The 18,422-nt window shown below is 62.3% G+C and carries 15 protein-coding genes and 2 pseudogenes; 6 read left to right on the plus strand and 11 right to left on the minus strand.

Annotated elements, in window-relative coordinates:
• Positions 1-14: 14 nt before the first annotated feature.
• From ureC to ureG, 4 genes and pseudogenes are all read left to right on the plus strand, one after another.
• Positions 15-1,724 (plus strand): urease subunit alpha, encoded by a 1,710-nt coding sequence (gene ureC / locus HQ394_RS06280; RefSeq protein WP_407644734.1) that lies wholly within the window; start codon positions 15-17, stop codon positions 1,722-1,724.
• A gap of 19 nt (positions 1,725-1,743) precedes the next feature.
• The gene (locus HQ394_RS06285) at positions 1,744-2,226 is read left to right on the plus strand and encodes an urease accessory protein UreE (protein ID WP_190262558.1); all 483 of its coding nucleotides are present in this window, start codon (positions 1,744-1,746) and stop codon (positions 2,224-2,226) included.
• Positions 2,195-2,716: pseudogene (locus HQ394_RS19660) on the plus strand (urease accessory protein UreF); the annotation flags it as partial. The gene HQ394_RS06285 and the pseudogene HQ394_RS19660, both read left to right, overlap by 32 nt.
• A gap of 189 nt (positions 2,717-2,905) precedes the next feature.
• Complete coding sequence (gene ureG / locus HQ394_RS19665) at positions 2,906-3,523, plus strand: urease accessory protein UreG (RefSeq protein ID WP_223292044.1); 618 nt, start codon at positions 2,906-2,908, stop codon at positions 3,521-3,523.
• Between the two features lie 37 nt (positions 3,524-3,560).
• Here the strand turns inward: ureG and HQ394_RS06295 are convergent, their stop codons facing one another.
• From HQ394_RS06295 to HQ394_RS06340, 10 genes and pseudogenes are all read right to left on the minus strand, one after another.
• On the minus strand, positions 3,561-4,388 hold the full coding sequence (locus HQ394_RS06295) for a hypothetical protein (protein ID WP_190262560.1): 828 nt from the start codon (positions 4,386-4,388) through the stop codon (positions 3,561-3,563).
• Between the two features lie 534 nt (positions 4,389-4,922).
• A pseudogene (gene rodA, locus HQ394_RS21065) lies at positions 4,923-5,986 on the minus strand (rod shape-determining protein RodA).
• Positions 5,987-6,072: 86 nt separating this feature from the next.
• Positions 6,073-7,158 (minus strand): penicillin-binding transpeptidase domain-containing protein, encoded by a 1,086-nt coding sequence (locus tag HQ394_RS06305; protein WP_190262561.1) that lies wholly within the window; start codon positions 7,156-7,158, stop codon positions 6,073-6,075.
• Positions 7,080-7,883, minus strand: coding sequence for a penicillin-binding protein 2 (locus tag HQ394_RS06310; RefSeq protein WP_190262562.1), 804 nt, complete (start codon positions 7,881-7,883; stop codon positions 7,080-7,082). Before HQ394_RS06310 ends, HQ394_RS06305 begins: the two co-directional genes overlap by 79 nt.
• A 73-nt stretch (positions 7,884-7,956) precedes the next feature.
• Positions 7,957-8,472 (minus strand): rod shape-determining protein MreD, encoded by a 516-nt coding sequence (mreD, locus tag HQ394_RS06315; RefSeq protein WP_190262563.1) that lies wholly within the window; start codon positions 8,470-8,472, stop codon positions 7,957-7,959.
• The gene (gene mreC, locus HQ394_RS06320) at positions 8,469-9,353 is read right to left on the minus strand and encodes a rod shape-determining protein MreC (protein ID WP_190262564.1); all 885 of its coding nucleotides are present in this window, start codon (positions 9,351-9,353) and stop codon (positions 8,469-8,471) included. The genes mreD and mreC overlap by 4 nt, the downstream gene beginning before the upstream one ends.
• A 138-nt stretch (positions 9,354-9,491) precedes the next feature.
• Positions 9,492-10,532, minus strand: a complete 1,041-nt coding sequence (locus tag HQ394_RS06325) for a rod shape-determining protein (RefSeq protein WP_190262565.1) — start codon at positions 10,530-10,532, stop codon at positions 9,492-9,494.
• A gap of 127 nt (positions 10,533-10,659) precedes the next feature.
• Positions 10,660-12,210: a 2-isopropylmalate synthase gene (locus HQ394_RS06330; RefSeq protein ID WP_190262566.1), complete on the minus strand. Its 1,551-nt coding sequence runs from the start codon at positions 12,208-12,210 to the stop codon at positions 10,660-10,662.
• A gap of 619 nt (positions 12,211-12,829) precedes the next feature.
• Positions 12,830-14,065: a phosphoglycerate dehydrogenase gene (serA, locus tag HQ394_RS06335; protein ID WP_190262567.1), complete on the minus strand. Its 1,236-nt coding sequence runs from the start codon at positions 14,063-14,065 to the stop codon at positions 12,830-12,832.
• Positions 14,066-14,247: 182 nt separating this feature from the next.
• Positions 14,248-14,436 carry a hypothetical protein gene (locus HQ394_RS06340; RefSeq protein ID WP_190262568.1) on the minus strand — a complete coding sequence of 63 codons (189 nt, stop codon included), beginning with the start codon at positions 14,434-14,436 and terminating at the stop codon, positions 14,248-14,250.
• A 1,230-nt stretch (positions 14,437-15,666) separates the two neighbouring features.
• Here HQ394_RS06340 and HQ394_RS06345 point away from each other — a divergent pair.
• A complete protein-coding gene (locus HQ394_RS06345; protein ID WP_223292046.1) occupies positions 15,667-16,194 on the plus strand; it encodes a TetR/AcrR family transcriptional regulator in 528 nt (175 codons plus the stop codon).
• Between the two features lie 34 nt (positions 16,195-16,228).
• On the opposite strand, the gene HQ394_RS06350 is transcribed toward HQ394_RS06345, so the two are convergent.
• Positions 16,229-17,341, minus strand: a complete 1,113-nt coding sequence (locus HQ394_RS06350) for a 2'-deoxycytidine 5'-triphosphate deaminase (RefSeq protein WP_190262570.1) — start codon at positions 17,339-17,341, stop codon at positions 16,229-16,231.
• Between the two features lie 208 nt (positions 17,342-17,549).
• On the opposite strand from HQ394_RS06350, the gene panB reads away from it, so the two are divergent.
• Complete coding sequence (gene panB / locus HQ394_RS06355; protein WP_190262571.1) at positions 17,550-18,389, plus strand: 3-methyl-2-oxobutanoate hydroxymethyltransferase; 840 nt, start codon at positions 17,550-17,552, stop codon at positions 18,387-18,389.
• The last annotated feature ends 33 nt before the right edge of the window (positions 18,390-18,422 follow it).

Below are 18,422 nucleotides of genomic sequence, written 5' to 3' on the forward strand. Positions count from 1 at the left end.
TGAGGAGCCGGCCTATGCCCTACAAGATCGATCGCCACGCCTACGCCCACATGTTCGGACCGACCACCGGCGACCGGGTACGCCTCGCCGATACTGACCTCATCCTCGAGGTGGAAGAAGACCGCACCGTCTATGGCGAAGAGGTGAAGTTCGGCGGCGGCAAGGTGATCCGCGATGGCATGGGCCAGGGTCAAGCAAGCCGTGCCGAGGGCGCCGTCGATACCGTCATCACCAACGCGTTGATCGTTGATGCGAGCGGCATCATCAAGGCCGACGTGGGCCTGCGCGACGGCCGCATCGTCGGCATCGGCAAGGCAGGCAACCCCGACACCCAGCCGGGCGTCGACATTGTCATCGGCCCGGGCACCGAGGCGATTGCCGGCGAAGGGCGGATCCTGACCGCTGGCGGCATCGATGCGCATATCCACTGGATCTGTCCGCAACAGGTGGAGGATGCCTTGTATTCCGGCATCACCACCATGCTCGGCGGCGGTACCGGTCCCGCCGAGGGCACCAACGCCACCACCTGCACCCCCGGCCCCTGGCATATCAGCCGGATGCTGCAAGCGATCGATGGCCTGCCGATCAATATCGGCCTGTTCGGCAAGGGCAATGCGGCAAAGCCGGAGGCATTGCTCGAACAAGTGGTCGCCGGCGCCTGCGGGCTGAAGCTGCACGAGGACTGGGGCACCACGCCGGCAGCGATCGATACCTGCCTCGCCGTTGCCGACCAGACCGACGTCCAGGTCGCCATCCACACCGATACCCTGAACGAGTCCGGCTTCGTCGAGAATACCATCGCCGCGTTCAAGGGCCGCACCATCCATGCCTTCCACACCGAAGGCGCCGGCGGCGGTCATGCGCCCGACATCATCAAGGTCTGCGGCCTCGCCAACGTCCTGCCGTCGTCGACCAACCCGACGCGGCCCTATACCGTCAATACGTTGGACGAGCATCTCGACATGCTGCTCGTCTGCCATCATCTCGACCCGAGCATCCCCGAGGACGTGGCCTTCGCCGAAAGCCGCATCCGCCGCGAGACCATCGCCGCCGAGGATATCCTCCACGACCTGGGCGCGCTCAGCATGCTGTCGTCGGACAGCCAGGCGATGGGCCGGGTCGGCGAGGTGATCATCCGCACTTGGCAGACCGCCGACAAAATGAAGCGCCAACGCGGCCCACTGCCGGGCGAGAAACCCGGCAACGACAATCTCAGGATCAAGCGCTATATCGCCAAGTACACCATCAATCCGGCACTGACCCATGGCATCGCCACCCAGGTCGGCTCGGTCGCCGTCGGCAAACTCGCCGATCTGGTGTTGTGGAAGCCGATGTTCTTCGGCGTCAAGCCAGACCTCGTGCTGAAGTGCGGCACCATCGCCGCCGCTGCCATGGGCGACCCGAACGCCTCGATCCCCACGCCACAGCCGATCCACTACCGGCCGATGTTCGGCGCCTTCGGTCGCTCCTGCCAAGCCAGTTCGGTTACCTTCGTCTCGCAGGCGGCGGTCGAGGCCGGCATCGGCGACAGTCTCGGTCTCGGCAAGGCACTGGTCCCGGTCGCCGGAACACGGACCATCGGCAAGCGCGACATGGTTGGCAACGATGCGACACCGGTAATCGAAGTCGACCCGGAAACCTACGAGGTACGCGCCGATGGCGTCTTGCTGACCTGCGAGCCGGCAAGCGTGCTGCCGCTGGCGCAGCGCTATTTCCTGTTCTAGCGCCGTGCCGGGAGTGACGATGCGTCGGGCGATCGATGTCATTCCGCACGGCGGCTGGGACGCCGGCGCAGCGTCGGCCACGGTCACCCTCGCCTTCGATGAGCGCCACCGCCGCCGGATGACGCTGAAGGACGATGCAGGCGAGCCGTTCCTGCTCGATCTCGACCGGCCGCGACTGCTTTGCGACGGTGACGGCCTCGTCCTTGCTGCAGGCGAAACGATCGTTGTCCGCGCCGCCGCCGAACCGGTGGCGGACGTGCGTGCGCCCGATCCCGCGGCGATCGCCCGCCTCGCCTGGCACATAGGCAACCGGCACGCGCCACTGCAGGTGCTGTCCGAAGGAACCTTGCGCATCCGCGACGATGCGGTACTGATCACCATGCTCGAAGGGCTGGGGGCGCAGATCAGCCGCCATCTGGCGCCGTTCACTCCGGAAGGTGGCGCCTATGCCGCCACTCACCGCCACGAGGATGCCGCTGCCGGTGCCGCCGAGCCTCACTGACAGGGGGCTGTGCCGGCTCCTCACTTGGCTGTCGCCGAGCTTTCCGGTGGGAGCGTTCAGTTATTCGCACGGCATCGAGGCGGCCGTCGACGCCGGTCTGGTGACCACCGCAGATGATCTCTGCCGCTGGTGCGAAACCGTGCTGCGTCACGGCAGCGGCTGGATGGATGCGATCTTCCTCGTCCACGCCTGGCAGGCGGAGCGCGAGGGCGATCGGCAGCGGGCGATCACCGTCGCCGAATGGGCCGATGCCAGCCGAGGAACGGCCGAACTCGCCCTCGAAAGCCGTGCTCAGGGTCAGGCGTTTCTCGATGCCCTCGATGCCGCTGCCCCGCACCCGCGGCTTGCGACATACCGAGCATTGCTGGCGGCGATCGACCGGCCGCCGGCCTACGCCTGCGTCGTCGGCATCGCCGCTGCGGTGCACGGTATCGCCTTGGCACCGACCGTGCTCGCCTACCTGCAGGCGTTCGCCGCCAACCTCGTCTCCGCCGGGGTGCGACTGATCCCGCTCGGCCAGCGCGCCGGCCTTGCCGTCCTTGCCGCTCTCGAACCGGCGGTGCTCACCGTCGCCGCGGCCGCTCCCACCTGCAGCCTCGACGACATCAGTACCGCCAGCTGGATCGCCGACTGGGCCTCGGCCCGNCCACGAAACCCAATACACGAGGTTGTTTCGCTCATGAGCAAACCCTTCCGCGTCGGCATCGGCGGACCCGTCGGCTCCGGCAAGACCGCCCTCGTCGATGCCCTGTGCAAGCGGCTGCGCGACCACTTCGCCGTCGCCGTGGTCACCAACGACATCTATACCCGCGAAGATGCCGAGTTCCTCACCCGCTCCGGCGCCCTCGCCCCCGAGCGCATCATGGGCGTCGAGACAGGCGGCTGCCCGCATACCGCGATCCGCGAGGACGCCTCGATCAACCTGGCGGCGGTGGAGACGATGCTCGGGCGGTTTCCCGATCTGGATCTGATCTTCATTGAATCCGGCGGGGATAACCTGGCTGCCACCTTCTCGCCGGAACTGGCAGACATCACGATTTACGTCATCGACGTCGCCGCCGGCGACAAGATCCCGCGCAAGGGCGGCCCCGGCATCACCCGCTCCGATCTCCTGGTGATCAACAAGATCGATCTTGCGCCCCTTGTCGGCGCTCGGCTGGAGGTCATGGATCGCGATGCCAGACGGATGCGCGGCGCAAAGCCGTTCACCTTTACCAACCTCAAGTCCGGCATTGGTCTCGCGACGATTGCGTCGTTCGTTATCAACGCAGGTGGCCTGATGGAGCCGCCGCTATAGTCCGTGCGGCCCCACACACAGAACCAAGAGATGCAGCTCAGATAAGAGCCTGATACGCCGCTTCGGCGCGCGCCAGCAGATCGCGGTATTTCGGCTGCATCAGCAAGTCCTCGACCATGGACTTGCGACTATTCTTGTCGGCGCTCGGAAAGGACACCTGATTAGGCTTGCCCGTATTTGGATCGACACTTTTCCGCCACAAGTGCTTCTTTTCTACCTCGGCCAGCGTGCGTTCCTGGGTCTCTGGTGTATCCTCGACGACGCTAAAGTGCGTCCCATATTTTGCATTGACGCGCCAGATCACGCTGCCAAAGCGGCGGGTCGTCTCCGGAAAATCCGAGACAACAATGGAGTCCTTAAACCGACGAACCGATTCATGAAAAGAGATGTAGCGGCGCAGATGGTAGGCGAGCGGCAGCGACTCACTCTCATAGATGTAGTTGGAGACAATCACGTCCTTCGGCCTGCGAATGACCAGCACCGCTGGCACGTTCCAGCGATGAGCCAGCGCAAACTGGGAAACACAGTGCATGTGGTTGCCAACATGCAACTGGCTCGCTCCATCCAGATCCGCCGACTGCGCCAGAAGGAAGGCGTAATACGCAAAGGTGTTGCCGGAGCGTGGGAACCCCTCAATGACAATCGTTGAATCGGCACGGGTTACGCGCTTCTCAAAGATGTTGTTCTCACGCGAGCGCCAAAAAGCATAAAACAATGAGGGCTGATCGACGATCCGATCGCGAACTACATGATAAAGCAGCTTTCCAAATGAAGTTGGCGGTTCAGAGTTGCGCGCTCCTCTTGGCCGATTGGCTCCAACAGGAGCTAACCTCTCAGTCTCCGGCACGCCATCGACTGTCTGCATATACAGCTCCATCTCGCGACTTCAGGATAAGCAAGGGCAGATTTTATTCCGCCGTGCGGAACGTTTCCCGACCCAGCCTAACAACCGAAACGTATTGGTGGCCCACCCCAATTGGGTCTGCCGACACACGAATAACCTGTCAGGCCGCGACCTAAATAGTCGTAAACGCATCTAGCATAGTATCGGTCCGTCATTGACGACAATGCTCGCCAGCCTTCAATCATCCCGCCCCTCAGCATCTGCATGAACTTAATATTTTCGGCCTTCTGCTTCAACATCGAAGCGCATCAATCCTCACATCTTCAACTTTGACGGCAAAGATGAGCAAGATTACTCCCTCAGAAGAGTTTCAATCGGCAGGCGATACGGACAAGCATTGTCGTGGCAGTGGTAAATCCTTCTGAAGCGTCTCGGCTTCCCGGCGTGTCAGCCGCTGCGTCACCCTACCATGTCGCTGCGCGCTCTCCCGCTGCGCCAGTCTCCGTCGTTGCAGCGCCAGCCTGTTACTCAGGTGGTTACGGCGAGGGGAACTTGCTAAATCGGTTCGCCGAAATTGCGTCGAGCCATGGTCCGACTACGGTTGATGTAGACACACATGACCAGCCCGAAGCCGAACATGATCGAAAGCACCGCAGTCCCACCGTAGGATACGAGCGGCAACGGAACGCCGACCACCGGGATCAGCCCCATCACCATCGCCATGTTGATGAATAGATAAAGGAAGAAAGTCGTCGTAATGCCGAAGGCGAGCAGACGACAGAATTGATTGCGCGCCGAGAGAGCAATGGCATAGCAATATCCCAGCACAATAAAAAACAGGGAAAGCAACACTAGCGAGCCGATCAAACCGAATTCTTCCGCAAACATGGTAAAAATGAAGTCGGTCTGCTTTTCCGGCAGAAAGTTCAGATGCCCTTGCGTTCCCTGTAGAAATCCCTTGCCAAAAAGGCCTCCGGAACCCAATGCAATTTTCGACTGTAGAATATGGTATCCGGATCCAAGCGGATCACCTTCCGGATCAAGAAAGGTCATGACCCGCTGCCGCTGATAGTCGTGCAACATGCCCCAGGCGGCCGGCAGTGTTCCGGCGCCGATCAGTCCAGCGAGAAGAAACATCCACAACGGCACGCCAGCGGCAAAAAGACGGCGCTGCCACCCAGGAACAACATTATCGCCGTGCCAAGATCGGGCTGCTTCAGGACCAGGGCCACCGGCATCAGGACCATCAGGATGGGGACAACCAAGACCAGCGGCCGGCGCACCATCGCTGTGTCGCAGCCGTCAAAGTAGCGGGCAAGCGCCAGGACCAGCGCAACCTTCATCACTTCCGACGGTTGAAGGTTGATGATACCGAGATCGATCCAGCGCTGCGCCCCCATGCCGATCACCCCGGCGACATCGACGAAGACGAGCAGCAGGATGCCGACGGCGTAGATGGCATAGGACCACCGCCACCAAGCGCGAAGATCGCTCATCGCAACCATGAGCATGACGACGAGGGCAACGCCGAAGCGCGCACCCTGGCGGATCGCCCACGGCTCGAAACTGCCTCCCGCGGCCGAATAAAGGGTCGCAATTCCGATACCGGCGATCGCCATCAGGAATAGAACGAACAGCCAGCGAATCTCGCGCAGACGTTCGAACAGGCCGAGGCGCTGGTCCTCGCGCAGGCCGATGGCCGATCTCACGCCGGACCCTTTTTCGCCTGCGCCGCGCCTGTGCCTGGGCCAGTGCCGGCGCTGATATCGTAGCTTCGATCACGTGCCAGACGCTGCGCCGCGAACAGCACGTCGCGAGCGATGGGTGCGGCCACCTTCGAGCCGCCGCCGCCATGTTCGACGATCACGGCGACCGCATAGCGCGGCGCATTCACCGGTGCGTAGCCGATAAAGAGCGCGTGGTCGCGCTTTTCCCAGGGCAGATTCTCGTTCTTGATCACACCGCGGCTGCGCTCGGCCTTGGTAATCGTCCGCACCTGCGAGGTGCCCGTCTTACCAGCCATCTCGAAGCCAGCCTCACGGATCGCTGCCCGTGCCGCCGTGCCGCGCGCCACCACATCGGTCATCCCCTCGCGTACCAGCTTGAGGTACTGCGGCGGAATGTTCAGGGGCGGCGGAGCATTGCTAGCCGGATCGATCCCCGGGTCCTCAACCGGCAGCGCAACGCGCGGCATCACTTCACAGCCGCTGGCAATACGCGCGGTCATGACCGCCAGCTGCAGCGGCGTTGCCAGGACGTAACCTTGCCCGATCCCGCAAACCAGCGTTTCCCCGGTGGCCCAGGGCCGCTTGAACACTTTCTCTTTCCATTCCTGGGTCGGCATCAGGCCGCTGCGTTCGTGCGGCAAATCGATACCTACCGGCGAGCCGAGACCGAGCCGATGCCCCATCTCTGAAATGCGATCGACACCAATGCGTCGGGCAGCCTCATAGAAGTAGACGTCACAGGATTGGCTCAAGGCACTCCGCAAGGTCACGGTGCCATGGCCGCCCCGCTTCCAGCAGTGAAAGACGTTGGTGCCGAGGTTGATCTGGCCGCGGCAGTTCACCGCCGTCGTCGGCGTGACCACGCCATGCTCAAGAGCTGCCAGCGCCACGACTGGCTTGAACGTCGATCCCGGCGCATATTGGCCGGCGATGGCCTTGTTGATTAAGGGTGCCTTGGGATTGCGCGTCAGTTGGCGCCACTCATTCAATGTAATTCCGCGCGAAAAGGCGTTGGGGTCGTAGCCGGGGCTGGAGACCAGCGCGAGAACGTCGCCAGTGAGCACGTCAATGCAAACAGCCGCGCCGCTTTCATCGCCGAGACTATCATAGGCGATTTTTGCAGATCGAGATCGATGGCAAGGCGCAGGTCGTCGCCGGGGTTGCTTGCCTTGCGCGACAGTTCACGGATCGGCCGGCCAACCGCGTTGACCTCCACCTGGGCGCTGCCGCCAACGCCACGCAGCACCCGCTCCTGCACCTTTTCAACCCCGGCCTTGCCGATGCGAAAATCCGGCAACCGCAACAGCGGATCGTCGACGGCGTCGGTTTCGGAGACGGCGGCCACGTAGCCGAGCACATGTGCCAGCATTTCGCCGTAGGGGTAAAGCCGGGTGGAGCCCTCGTCCACCGATACCCCTGGAAGATCTAGATTATTCACCTCGATCCGCGCCACGTCGTCCCAGTTGAGATTGTCGCGGATGGTGATGGGGACGAACTTGCGTGAACGGGCAATCTCACGCAGGACCCGGTCGTGCTCCTCCTCCGTCACCGGCACCAGGGTGCCAAGGGCGGTCAGGGTGGTTGAGACATCGTTCGCCTGCTCGGCGACCAGCAGTAGCCGGTAGTCCTGGCGGTTTGACGCCAGCGGCCGGCCGAAGCGATCAAGAATTCGCCCGCGTGGTGGCGCAAACAGGCGCAGATCAATCCGGTTCTCGTCGGCCAACATGCGGTAGCGATCGGAATCCACTACCTGGAGCTGGTACAGCCGCGCCCCAACCCCAGCAATCAACAGACCTTCCGCGGCCGCGACCAGCAGGGCACGGCGAGTGAAACTCCGTTGTCGGTCCACATCGCGACGCATCTCAGCTAGGCCTCAATACCGTAAGGTGGCACCGCCATAGCACCCATACCACAAGCGGGAAGCAGCCTATCGTTGCCATCGTCTGCAGGGCGGCAGCACGGGCGTCGACGATGGTACCGGCCAGCATCGAGGTCAGCATCCAGCCGAACAAGGCCGCAAGCGTCGCAACGACGGTAAAGCCCAGCCAGAGAATGCCAAAAGATTTACCGTGGAAAAACTGCCGCTGCCAGTGCACCAGGGCATGGACGCACAAATACGCGCTTGCACCAGTGCCAAGCGGCGCGCCCGAAAGAATGTCGTGAAAGAGTCCGAGCAAGAACGCCGCCGTCGCCGGCATCAGGTCCGGCCGGTGCAGCGACCAGTAGAACAATGCTATCAGCGAGAGCGACGGCGCCACCACCCGCTGTCCCGGCAGGTGCAGCGGGATCGTCCCAACAAACACCAGTGCCAACGTCATCACGAACGGGAAGAGTTGTCGGGCGAACAGGTCGAGTCTGGTCCAGGTCGTCGGTTTCATCGCCCCGCGCTGCCTTGCGCACGCTTCGCCGCCAGCTTCGCCGCGTTCGGCGCCGCGGACGCAGACGCACCTGGCATCTCCGGGACCTCGTAGTCGACGACGCGCACAAATTCCAGGCGACTGCGGTCCATATTCGGCCGTACGGTGATCGACGTTCCATCAACCTCCGCCACGACGCCGATGGGTAGCCCGGGCGGAAACCCGCCCGCCATGCCGGAGGTGGCGATCTGGTCGCCCGGCTTGATTTCAGCTTCGGTTATCACGTGGATCAACCGCGGGTAGTCGGAATTGTCACCGGCAAGGACCGCCCGCGCCCGCGACTCGCCCACCAGCACCGGCACCCGGGAATTGAGATCGGTGATCAACATGATCATCGCCGCGCGCGGTGACACCGCAACCACCCGGCCGACCAGACCTTCGCTGCTCACAACCACGTTTGCCTTCTTCACCCCGTCGCTGCTGCCGGCGTTGACGACGATACTCTGGGCGAAGGTGCTGGTGGAATTAGAGACCACGCGGGCAGCGACGAAGTGCGTCTGTGGGTCGGGCGCCAGCTTCACCAGATCGCGCAGCGCCGCATTTTCGGCCTCCAAACGCCGGGCGACCCCTTGCCACTGCAGCAGGCGCTCGCGGTCTGCCTTCAGCTTCGCATTTTCTTCGGCCAGCCAGATCCACGACTGAATTTGCTCCGCCGCGTGCGTCATCGCGTTGATCGGCCGCGACACGCCATCGAGGATCGGCACCACCGCATCCGTAACCTGCAAGCGGACGCGTTGGATCACGCCATCATCGGCTTTGCCGAGGAGCATGATGGCGGTTGCCCCGAGGAGCAGAACCCCGTAGACAATCCATTGACCGAGGGACCTGAGGATGCCTCCCATGGACCGAACCGCTTTTTTGCTCAGTTCTTGATCAGGTTAGGGGCGGGAGTTCAACGTTTGCGCAACACGCGCGATCAATCGAAGCAATGCCCCCAAATCCCTTCGAGCCGGCAAGGAGTGTAACAAGAAAATCGTGGCTCAGTACATCGTACTGAGCACATTGCGCATTTTCTTCATTTCCTCGAGCACGCGGCCGGTGCCGAGGGCAACGCATGACAGCGGATCGTCGGCAATAGTGACCGGCAGGCCGGTGGCATGGCGAAGGACGAAGTCGATGTTGGTGAGCAGAGCGCCACCACCGGTCAACACAATTCCCTTGTCGACGATATCGGCGGCCAGTTCTGGCGCCGTGTGCTCCAACGCCACTTTGACCGCGTCGATGATGGCACTCACCGGCTCGGCAAGGCTCTCGGAAATTTCCCGTTCGCTGATCACCAGTTCTTTCGGCACGCCGTTCATCAGATCACGGCCCTTGACCTCCATTATCCGGCCGTCACCATCTTCCGGCGGACAGGCGGAGCCGATCCCTTCCTTGATCCGTTCGGCGGTGCTTTCGCCGACGAGCAGATTATGGTTGCGGCGGATGTAGGCGATGATCGCCTCGTCCATCTTGTCGCCACCGACCCGCACCGACTTGGAATAGACGATCCCGCCCAACGACAACACGGCCACCTCGGTGGTACCGCCACCGATATCGACCACCATCGATCCGGTGGGCTCGGTGACCGGCAGACCGGCGCCAATAGCCGCCGCCATCGGCTCCTCGATCAGCGACACCCGCCTGGCACCGGCATTTTCCGCCGCATCCTGGATCGCCCGTCGCTCGACCGGCGTCGAGCCGGAGGGGACGCAAACGATACACAAGGGACTGGCGAAGCTGCGCCGGTTATGCACCTTGCGAATAAAGTACTTGATCATTTCTTCAGCGACTTCGAAATCGGCGATAACGCCGTCGCGAAGCGGTCGGATCGCCTGAATATTACCCGGGGTTCGCCCAAGCATCATCTTCGCGTCCTCGCCGACAGCGAGCACCTGATTACGCCCCTTGCTGTTCAGGATGGCGACCACGGATGGCTCGTTGAGAACGACCCCCTTGCCCTTGACGTAGACCAGAGTGTTGGCCGTTCCAAGGTCGATCGCCATGTCGGCGGAGAGAAAACCAAACAGGCGTGAAAACATTCTGCCTCACTCGGGTTAACACGAACGCGGAGCGAGCCCCGGTCTCCGGACCCCGAACGAGAACGCGCTCGAGGTCCGGCCATGGCCCATCCGGGCAGGTGAATTTGCGTGCCGAAGTCCGGCGAGATCAGGCGGAGAGTGCCTGCGGCGCCCGCTTTTCCCGCTTGACCAACAGCTTATTCAGAGCATGCAGGTAAGCTTTCACCGAAGCGACCATGGTATCGGTATCCGCCCCCTGCCCGTTTACCGTCCGACCATTCTCTTCCAGCCGCACGGTCACTTCCGCCTGTGCGTCTGTGCCGCCGGTGACTGCGTGGACCTGAAACAACTGCAGCCGCGCTTCGCTGGCAAAGAGCTTCTTGATGCCCTGGAAGGCGGAGTCCACCGGACCATCCCCTGCTGCCTCACAGGCGCGCTCTTCCCCGTCAACTGTCAGGGTCAGCCTCGCCCGCGACTTCCGCGTTCCGCACTCCAGTTCCAGCGCCACCAGCTTGATCCGATCGTTGCTGCGCCCCAGTTGGTCGTCCACCAGCGCAACAATGTCTTCGTCGAACACGTCCTTCTTGATGTCCGCCAGTTCCTTGAAGCGGCGAAATGCATCTTCCAGGGCGTTGTCACCCAGCTCGTAGTTCAGGTCCTTCAGCTTTTCACGAAAGGCGTGGCGGCCGGAATGCTTGCCCAGCACCAGCTTCGATCGCGACAGCCCCACCGACTCCGGCGTCATAATCTCGTAGGTGCCGGCGTGCTTCAGCATGCCGTCCTGGTGAATGCCCGACTCATGGGCAAAGGCATTGGCGCCGACGATCGCCTTGTTGGGCTGGACGACGAAGCCGGTAATCGCCGAGACCAGACGCGAGGCGCGCATGATCGTCTCGCTCTTGACGCCGGAATGGAAGGGCATCCGGTCATGGCGGGTGCGCAGTGCCATGACGATCTCTTCCATCGCCGCATTGCCGGCGCGTTCGCCGAGCCCGTTGATCGTACATTCCACCTGACGTGCGCCGGCGCCCACCGCCGCCAGTGAATTGGCCACCGCCAGCCCCAGGTCGTTGTGGCAGTGCACCGAAATCACCGCCTTGTCGATGTTGGGAACGCGATTGCGGATCATGCTGATCAGTGCCGCGAACTCGTCCGGGATGGCGTAGCCAACTGTATCGGGAACGTTGATCGTCCGCGCACCGGCATCGATCGCCGCTTCAATGCAGCGACAGAGAAAGTCGTGCTCCGAGCGGGAGCCATCCTCGCACGACCACTCCACGTCGTCGGTGAAGCGTCGCGCATAGGTAACGCTGTCGATCACCCGCTGGTAGACGTCCGCCGGCTCCAGTTGCAGCTTGTACTTCATGTGCAGCGGACTGGTGGAGATGAACGTGTGGATGCGACCACGCGGCGCCGGCGCAATCGCCTCGGCGACGCGTTCGATGTCATTCTTGGTCGCCCTGCTCAGGCCGCAGACCACCGAAGTCGTGATCGTCTTGGCAATCTCGCGTACGGCCTCGAAGTCGCCGTTGGAAGCAGCCGGAAAGCCGGCTTCGATCACGTCAACGCCCATTTCCTCGAGCACCTGGGCAATGCGGATCTTCTCTTCCAGGTTCATCGACGCGCCTGGCGACTGCTCGCCGTCGCGCAGGGTGGTATCGAATATCGTGATGCGGTTGGCATCGGGATGCGGTGTCATGGAGTCCGTCCTTAGCGCAAAGGGGTCATCGCGTCGAGATGGTCTTATCCCCTGAACTAGCCCTCGCCGCCCGCCTCAGGCGGCCAAACGCGTGTTCAGGGGCAAGTAAGTCGAAGGGCCCCGAAGCCCAGGTGCGGACGAAGAATGCGGACAGTGCAGGCGACAGCCGTCGTGGCCGGGGCGCTCTGCCCGGTCCGCCACCACTGCCTGTTCGTGCCACGATCGTGTCGCAACGCCTTACACCTTCATCAAAGTGGGCTTGGACACGCTCCAGCAAGCCCAGCAGTGAACCCCGCAACAATCCTGACGTGGAAAAAGACATGGCTGGTTTGCGGTTGTCAACAATATTGTCTGGCCTGTCCGTAGATCGAACCGCCCCCGTCCCACCGGGCGGCATCAAACCACCTGCCCACTACGGCCACACCGCAGACGAAGCGCCTGCACCCATATATAGCCACTCGCCCGTGCGGTGCCACCGCCCAGAACGGTACGCCTCCGAACCGGGAGCCCTTTAGCCCCAGGCATCGACCAAGCTACAGATCTGCCCCGGAGAATCGCCCAATAATTCCCCGTTCAGGGCGATCACCTCAGTGGGCGACCACCTCAATTGGACGCCACGTCAATAGAGGAAACGGACGCGAATTGTCCCGTCGATCGCTTCCAGGGCGCGCCGAATCCCCACGCCTTCCTCCGGTTCGCCATCGATGTCACTGACCACGTAACCGACCTCCGCATCGGTGCGCAGGTATTGTCCGGCGATGTTAAGGCCACGGGAGGAAAATACCCCGTTCACCGCCATCAGCACGCCCGGCAGGTTACGATGAATGTGGAGGAAGCGGGTGACGCCGGTCTGCCCCGGTAGTGCCACCTCGACAAAATTGACCGCACCGATGGTCGAGCCGTTGTCGGAATAGCGGATCAGTTTCTCCGCCACCTCGGCACCAATGTTGGCCTGCGCTTCTTCAGTGGAGCCGCCCACATGCGGCGTCAGGATGACGTTGGCAAGCCCCTGCAGTGGACTGGAAAAGGCCTCGTCGTTGCCCGAGGGCTCGCTCGGGAAGACATCGACCGCTGCGCCGCCCACCTGGCCGCAACGCAGTGCCTCAGCCAACGCCTGTACCTCGACCACCGACCCGCGCGACGCGTTGACCAGCAGCGCGCCCGGCCGCATCCGCTGCAACTCGGCCGCTGCGATCATGTTCCGGGTCAGCGCCGTCGCCGGCACGTGCAGGCTGACCACATCCGCCACCCCGAGGAGTTCGTCCAGGGACTCGCACGGCTTGGCATTGCCCAGTGCCAGCTTCGGTTCGATGTCGAAGTAGCGCACCTGCATTCCGAGCGCTTCTGCCAGCACCGATACCTGCGAGCCGATATGGCCATAGCCGACGATGCCGAGAACACGACCGCGGATTTCATGCGCCCCCGATGCCGTTTTCCGCCAGATACCCGCGTGGACCAGTGCCGATTTTTCCGGCACCCGGCGGAAGAGCAAGATGATCTCGCCCAGCACCAGTTCGGCGACGGATCGGGTGTTGGAATAGGGGGCGTTAAAAACCGGCACGCCGCGCAGCTTTGCCGCGGCCAGATCCACTTGATTGGTGCCGATGCAGAAGCAGCCGATGCAGAACAGCCGTTCGGCGGTGGCGAGCACATCTGCGGTCAGCCGCGTCTGCGAGCGAATGCCAATCACGTGGGCATCGGCGATCAATCGCCGCAGCGCCTCACCCTCGACCGCTCCCTTGTGTTCAACGACGTTGTGATAGCCTGCATGAGTCAGACTCCGCACGGCGTTGGCGTGGACCCCCTCAAGCAAGACGATCCGGATGCGATCCTTCGGAACCGATAAACGTCCCACGGGCCCACTCGATGCTGTGATTGCGAACGCCGGCACAGTGGTCCGGACAACGTCACGGGTCAAGCGGCGGCATTTTTCTCTGCGCTGAACTGGCTTTCATGCCTTGGATGGGCGGCGGTGCAAGGTCACGCGCTGCAGCCGAGGCGGCTGCCTGCTTGATCCTACCGCTAATTCCGACCGCATCACTGCAGCGTCGCTGTTTCCCGCTCCAGGAGTGCGCGTGCCGCGAGCGCGCCTTCACGCCATGCTTCCATCAACACCAGAGCGTCATTGTCGTCGTTATCGTCGCGAATGAGTTCGGCAACCCGATTGATCGCAGCCAGATCCGCGACGTGACGAAACCCCATCTCGTAGGCCTTCTTCTTCGTCATTGCGTCTCACTCCGTCTGTTGACCGCCGTTGTGCCAATCTGGTCCGTCACTGCTGCTGCAGTACCGTGGTCTACACCTGTCGCCACACCGATCGCCTCAGGGACGGCACGATCGACAGCTTCAATCAAGGAGCTTTCAAGAATGATGCCAATAAGCAACTGGGCGGAGGCAACGGAAAGAACGTGGAGATTGCCGATAGAAGGCGATCCGCCTTACTGCTGCTAGGTGGTCGCAGACAGCGTGAGCAAACAATCAGGGGTCAAGGTGGATCAGCTATCTACGCGCGGCAATTGCCATTACGGGTGATTGTCGTAAATTGACTCCTACATTACGAGTTTGTTAGCATCAGTACACGTGTTTCGCGCTTGACTTTGTAGGCATATTTCGGATTTTGCATACCAATCGATTGGCGTCACGGTTTGGCGGGGAACCAAACCGTGACGACAGGCGTACAACGAGGATGTTGCTTCGACCCGATGGGTCGCAATAAACACGGAGGTGAATCATCTGGACCACACTAAGCCTTCATCGCTCCGGCCGCTTAATCGGTCCGATCGCCAAACTGCCGCAGCAGCTTGCAGGTTGAGCTGCTGACAGCCGTTTCGCAGGAGTTGGCTGGAGGAGGATGGCATGCACGTTATTCGTGTGCCGCTAAGGTGGAGCGTTGTCTAGCAACACAAAGAACGGCGAGTAATCTTTTCAGTATGCCGCGCCCGTATGTCGATCATGGCCGAGTCATGCTGGCCGCTCCAGGCATCAATGTGCGATCTCCGCAGCTGGCTCGCCCGGCTTCAGACTCCCTTAGAGAAGGCTAGAGTCCGCACGAAAGCGTCGAGCAGGTCGGACAATCACGTCGGAGAACAGGATACTGAGATACACGCCAGATCGTCAGAAATGAACGCCGCGGGGCGGGATAAATGCGCTTGTACGTCGACGCCTTCAATGACCTTCACTGCGGCCGTCGACGGCAATATGCAGCCTCTTTCGCGAGAGACGCCACCATTGCGCCCTTGCTTCAGCAGGAGACGACGGACGAAAGCAAATCGCCAAGTCAGTGCCGACCCAGACGGGTCGGGATCGCGTAAACCTGTTTATGGGACGTTCTGTCACCCAGCGCAAGCCCGATACGGGCTGATGCCGTCAAAATGTCCGCACAATCGATCGAAGTGTTATGATGAAGCTGATTGATCGAGCCAGACGTGGCAATGAGGGGGTCAACGCCGCAACCACATTCTCGCCGTCGCTCGGCAGTTGTTCCTCGAGCGAGGCTACGATAGCGTCGGCATGCGGGAAATTGCGCAAAACGCCGGCATCTCCCCAGCGCTCATCTATCGCGAGGGCTGGACCAAGGCGGATCTGCTTGCCGAACTCGTTCTTGCGCTCAACGACGAGCAGATCGCCGGCATTGAGGCAATGCCGTTGCCGGAAGATACGTCCCCTATCGAGCGCGTTCTCGCCGTCCTGGCGCAGTTCTTCGCCTTCGACATTGCCCAACTGCAGCTGCGGCGCCTAGGTGCGGCCTATGGCTGGCTGTGGAGTGCCGACCAGGAGGCACGCTGCGCCAAACAACTCAAGGAACTCATCGAACCGCTGCGTCAAATCGTCATCGATGCCGGTCTTGATCCGGTGGAGCCGCGCGTTGAGGGACTCTCGGCCATCTATACCGCGGCCTTTCGTGACGCCGTCTTTGCCAATGCCGATGCCGCCACATGCATCGAACGCATTCGCCCGACCGTCGCCATTCTCCTGAAACCGTAATCGTTGGCCATTCGATCGCCGCGAGGGCGATCGGTTAGCCGCGACGGAACTGTTTCGCCAGGGCTAGTCCCTGGCGCGGGTAGGCCGAACCAATGGTGGCGCCGTAAAGCTTATCCGGGCGTTCGGTGAGCTGCTCGTAAATCAGCCGACCGATGAGCTGGCCATGGCGCAAGGCGAATGGCACCTCGAACGAGCGAATTTCCAGCACCGCCCGCGAGCCATCGCCACCGGTTTCGGCGACGCCAAATCCTGGATCGAAGAAGCCGGCGTAATGGACGCGAAACTCGCCGACGTGAGTATCATAGGGCCGCATCTCCGCCGCCTGATCCGCCGGCACCGCCACCGCCTCCTTCGAGGCGAGAAGATAAAAATCGCCGGGATTGAGGACGAGCTGGCCGCGGCGATCGGGACGCACCACCTCCCAGAACTCAGCCGGATCGTAGTGGCCGATGCGGCTGAGATCGAGCAGGTCCGTGTGGTGGTGAGCCCGATAGGCCACCGGAGAGCGGCTGTCGCCGGCGAGGTCGACGGTCAGCGGCACGCCGTAGAGTTGCGGCTGGCCGCCATCGTCGCCGATGCCCCGCTGCATCGCCATTCCCTGCTGCAACCGCAGCTGGTTGAGGGAGAGCCCGCGCCGAACGACGATGGAAAATGTCCGCGAGCTGATCTCGATAAACAGCGGGCCGTGATAGCCGGCGGCGACCTGATCAAAATACTCCGAACGGTCGGTGATCAGCCGGGTGAAGACGTCGAGCCGCCCGGTTGAACTCTTCGGATTGGCGAGGCCAACCATGTGCGGCGGCAGACAGAGCGATTCCAGCAGCGGTACAATATAAACGCAGCCCTTCTCCAGGACGGCGCCGTCGGCAAGATCGAAGCGATGCATGCTGAAGGCGTCGACCTGCTCCATAACCGTCGCGTCTGGTCCAGGCAGGAAACTGGCCCGCATCCGATAGGCAACACCACCAAGGCGTAGATCAAGGCTCGCCGGCTGTACCTGTGCGTCGGTGATTGGCGTCTCGCTATGGATGACGCCTTGCAAGGTCAACGCGCGGAGCGCCTGCGACGGAAGTATGCCCACGGCGGACGGTAGCAGCGCTGCTGTCGCTGCCGCGCCAATTGTCTCCGGCTGACTGGAGCCCACCATCGCCTACCTGCCCACACCCTGCCGCGCACGGCATGGGCGATTGTCCATACCTGCCTCTCGTACCAGTCTTTGCCAGTTTCGACAATCACCCCCATTTTTAGAAAGCGCATGTAACGGCGGCGCGCTGCAACATGCGCGCACTTCCGCCTTTTCTGCGCTGCACGCAACCACTAGAGTGCGCGCCACTTCGCTAGGGAGCACGACGACTTTGAGTGTCAGCCATCGACAGAAACGCATTTCCGTCCCGCAGATCCGGGCGATGAAGGGTGCGACGCCGATCGTCAGCCTCACCGCGTATACCGCGCCGACCGCCGCGCTACTCGATGACCATGTCGACCTCCTCCTCGTCGGCGATTCACTGGGCATGGTGCTCTACGGCATGGAAACCACCGTCGGCGTCACGCTCGATATGATGATCGCCCATGGCCAAGCTGTGATGCGCGGCTCGCAGCGCGCCTGCGTCATCGTCGATATGCCCTTCGGCAGCTATCAGGAGTCGAAAGAAACTGCCTTTCGCAATGCCGCCCGAGTAATGCAGGACGTCGGCTGCGCCGGCGTCAAGATGGAAGGTGGCGAGGAACTGGCGGAAACGATCGCCTTTCTGACTGCACGCGGCATTCCTGTTCTCGGTCACATCGGGCTGATGCCGCAGTCGGTCAACACGGCAGGCGGCTTCCGCGCCTTTGGCCGCGCCGAGGATGAAGCGGCGCAGATCCTCCGCGACGCCAACGCCGTCGCCGCCGCCGGCGCCTTCGCCATGGTGATCGAAGGCACCATCGAACCGCTCGCCCGTAAGGTGACCGAGACCGTCCCCATCCCCACCATCGGCATCGGCGCGTCACCCGCCTGCGACGGCCAAATCCTGGTCACCGAGGACGTGGTCGGCCTCTTCGCCGCGTTCAAACCGAAATTCGTCCGCCGCTACGCCGAGTTGGGCAACGGTCTCGCCGCGGCAACCCGATCCTATGCCGACGACGTGCGCGCCCGCCGCTTCCCCGCCCTTGAACATTGCTTCGGCGTCAAGGCGCCGGGCTCCACCGCCTCGTGAGCAATTGCGCCATGGCAGAACCTGCGACAATCN

The organism is Defluviicoccus vanus (assembly GCF_014672695.1).
GTDB classification, from domain to species: domain Bacteria; phylum Pseudomonadota; class Alphaproteobacteria; order Rhodospirillales; family Defluviicoccaceae; genus Defluviicoccus; species Defluviicoccus vanus.

Bases quoted from the DNA above. Each gene is read 5' to 3' on its own strand.
- ureG (WP_223292044.1), top strand. From the start codon at position 2,906: ATGAGCAAACCCTTCCGCGTCGGCATCGGCGGACCCGTCGGCTCCGGC.
- HQ394_RS06350 (WP_190262570.1), bottom strand. From the start codon at position 17,341: ATGGTGGGCTCCAGTCAGCCGGAGACAATTGGCGCGGCAGCGACAGCA.
- HQ394_RS06340 (WP_190262568.1), bottom strand. From the start codon at position 14,436: ATGACGAAGAAGAAGGCCTACGAGATGGGGTTTCGTCACGTCGCGGAT.
- mreC (WP_190262564.1), bottom strand. From the start codon at position 9,353: ATGGGAGGCATCCTCAGGTCCCTCGGTCAATGGATTGTCTACGGGGTT.
- HQ394_RS06325 (WP_190262565.1), bottom strand. From the start codon at position 10,532: ATGTTTTCACGCCTGTTTGGTTTTCTCTCCGCCGACATGGCGATCGAC.
- HQ394_RS06295 (WP_190262560.1), bottom strand. From the start codon at position 4,388: ATGCAGACAGTCGATGGCGTGCCGGAGACTGAGAGGTTAGCTCCTGTT.
- mreD (WP_190262563.1), bottom strand. From the start codon at position 8,472: ATGAAACCGACGACCTGGACCAGACTCGACCTGTTCGCCCGACAACTC.
- ureC (WP_407644734.1), top strand. From the start codon at position 15: ATGCCCTACAAGATCGATCGCCACGCCTACGCCCACATGTTCGGACCG.
- HQ394_RS06285 (WP_190262558.1), top strand. From the start codon at position 1,744: ATGCGTCGGGCGATCGATGTCATTCCGCACGGCGGCTGGGACGCCGGC.
- HQ394_RS06330 (WP_190262566.1), bottom strand. From the start codon at position 12,210: ATGACACCGCATCCCGATGCCAACCGCATCACGATATTCGATACCACC.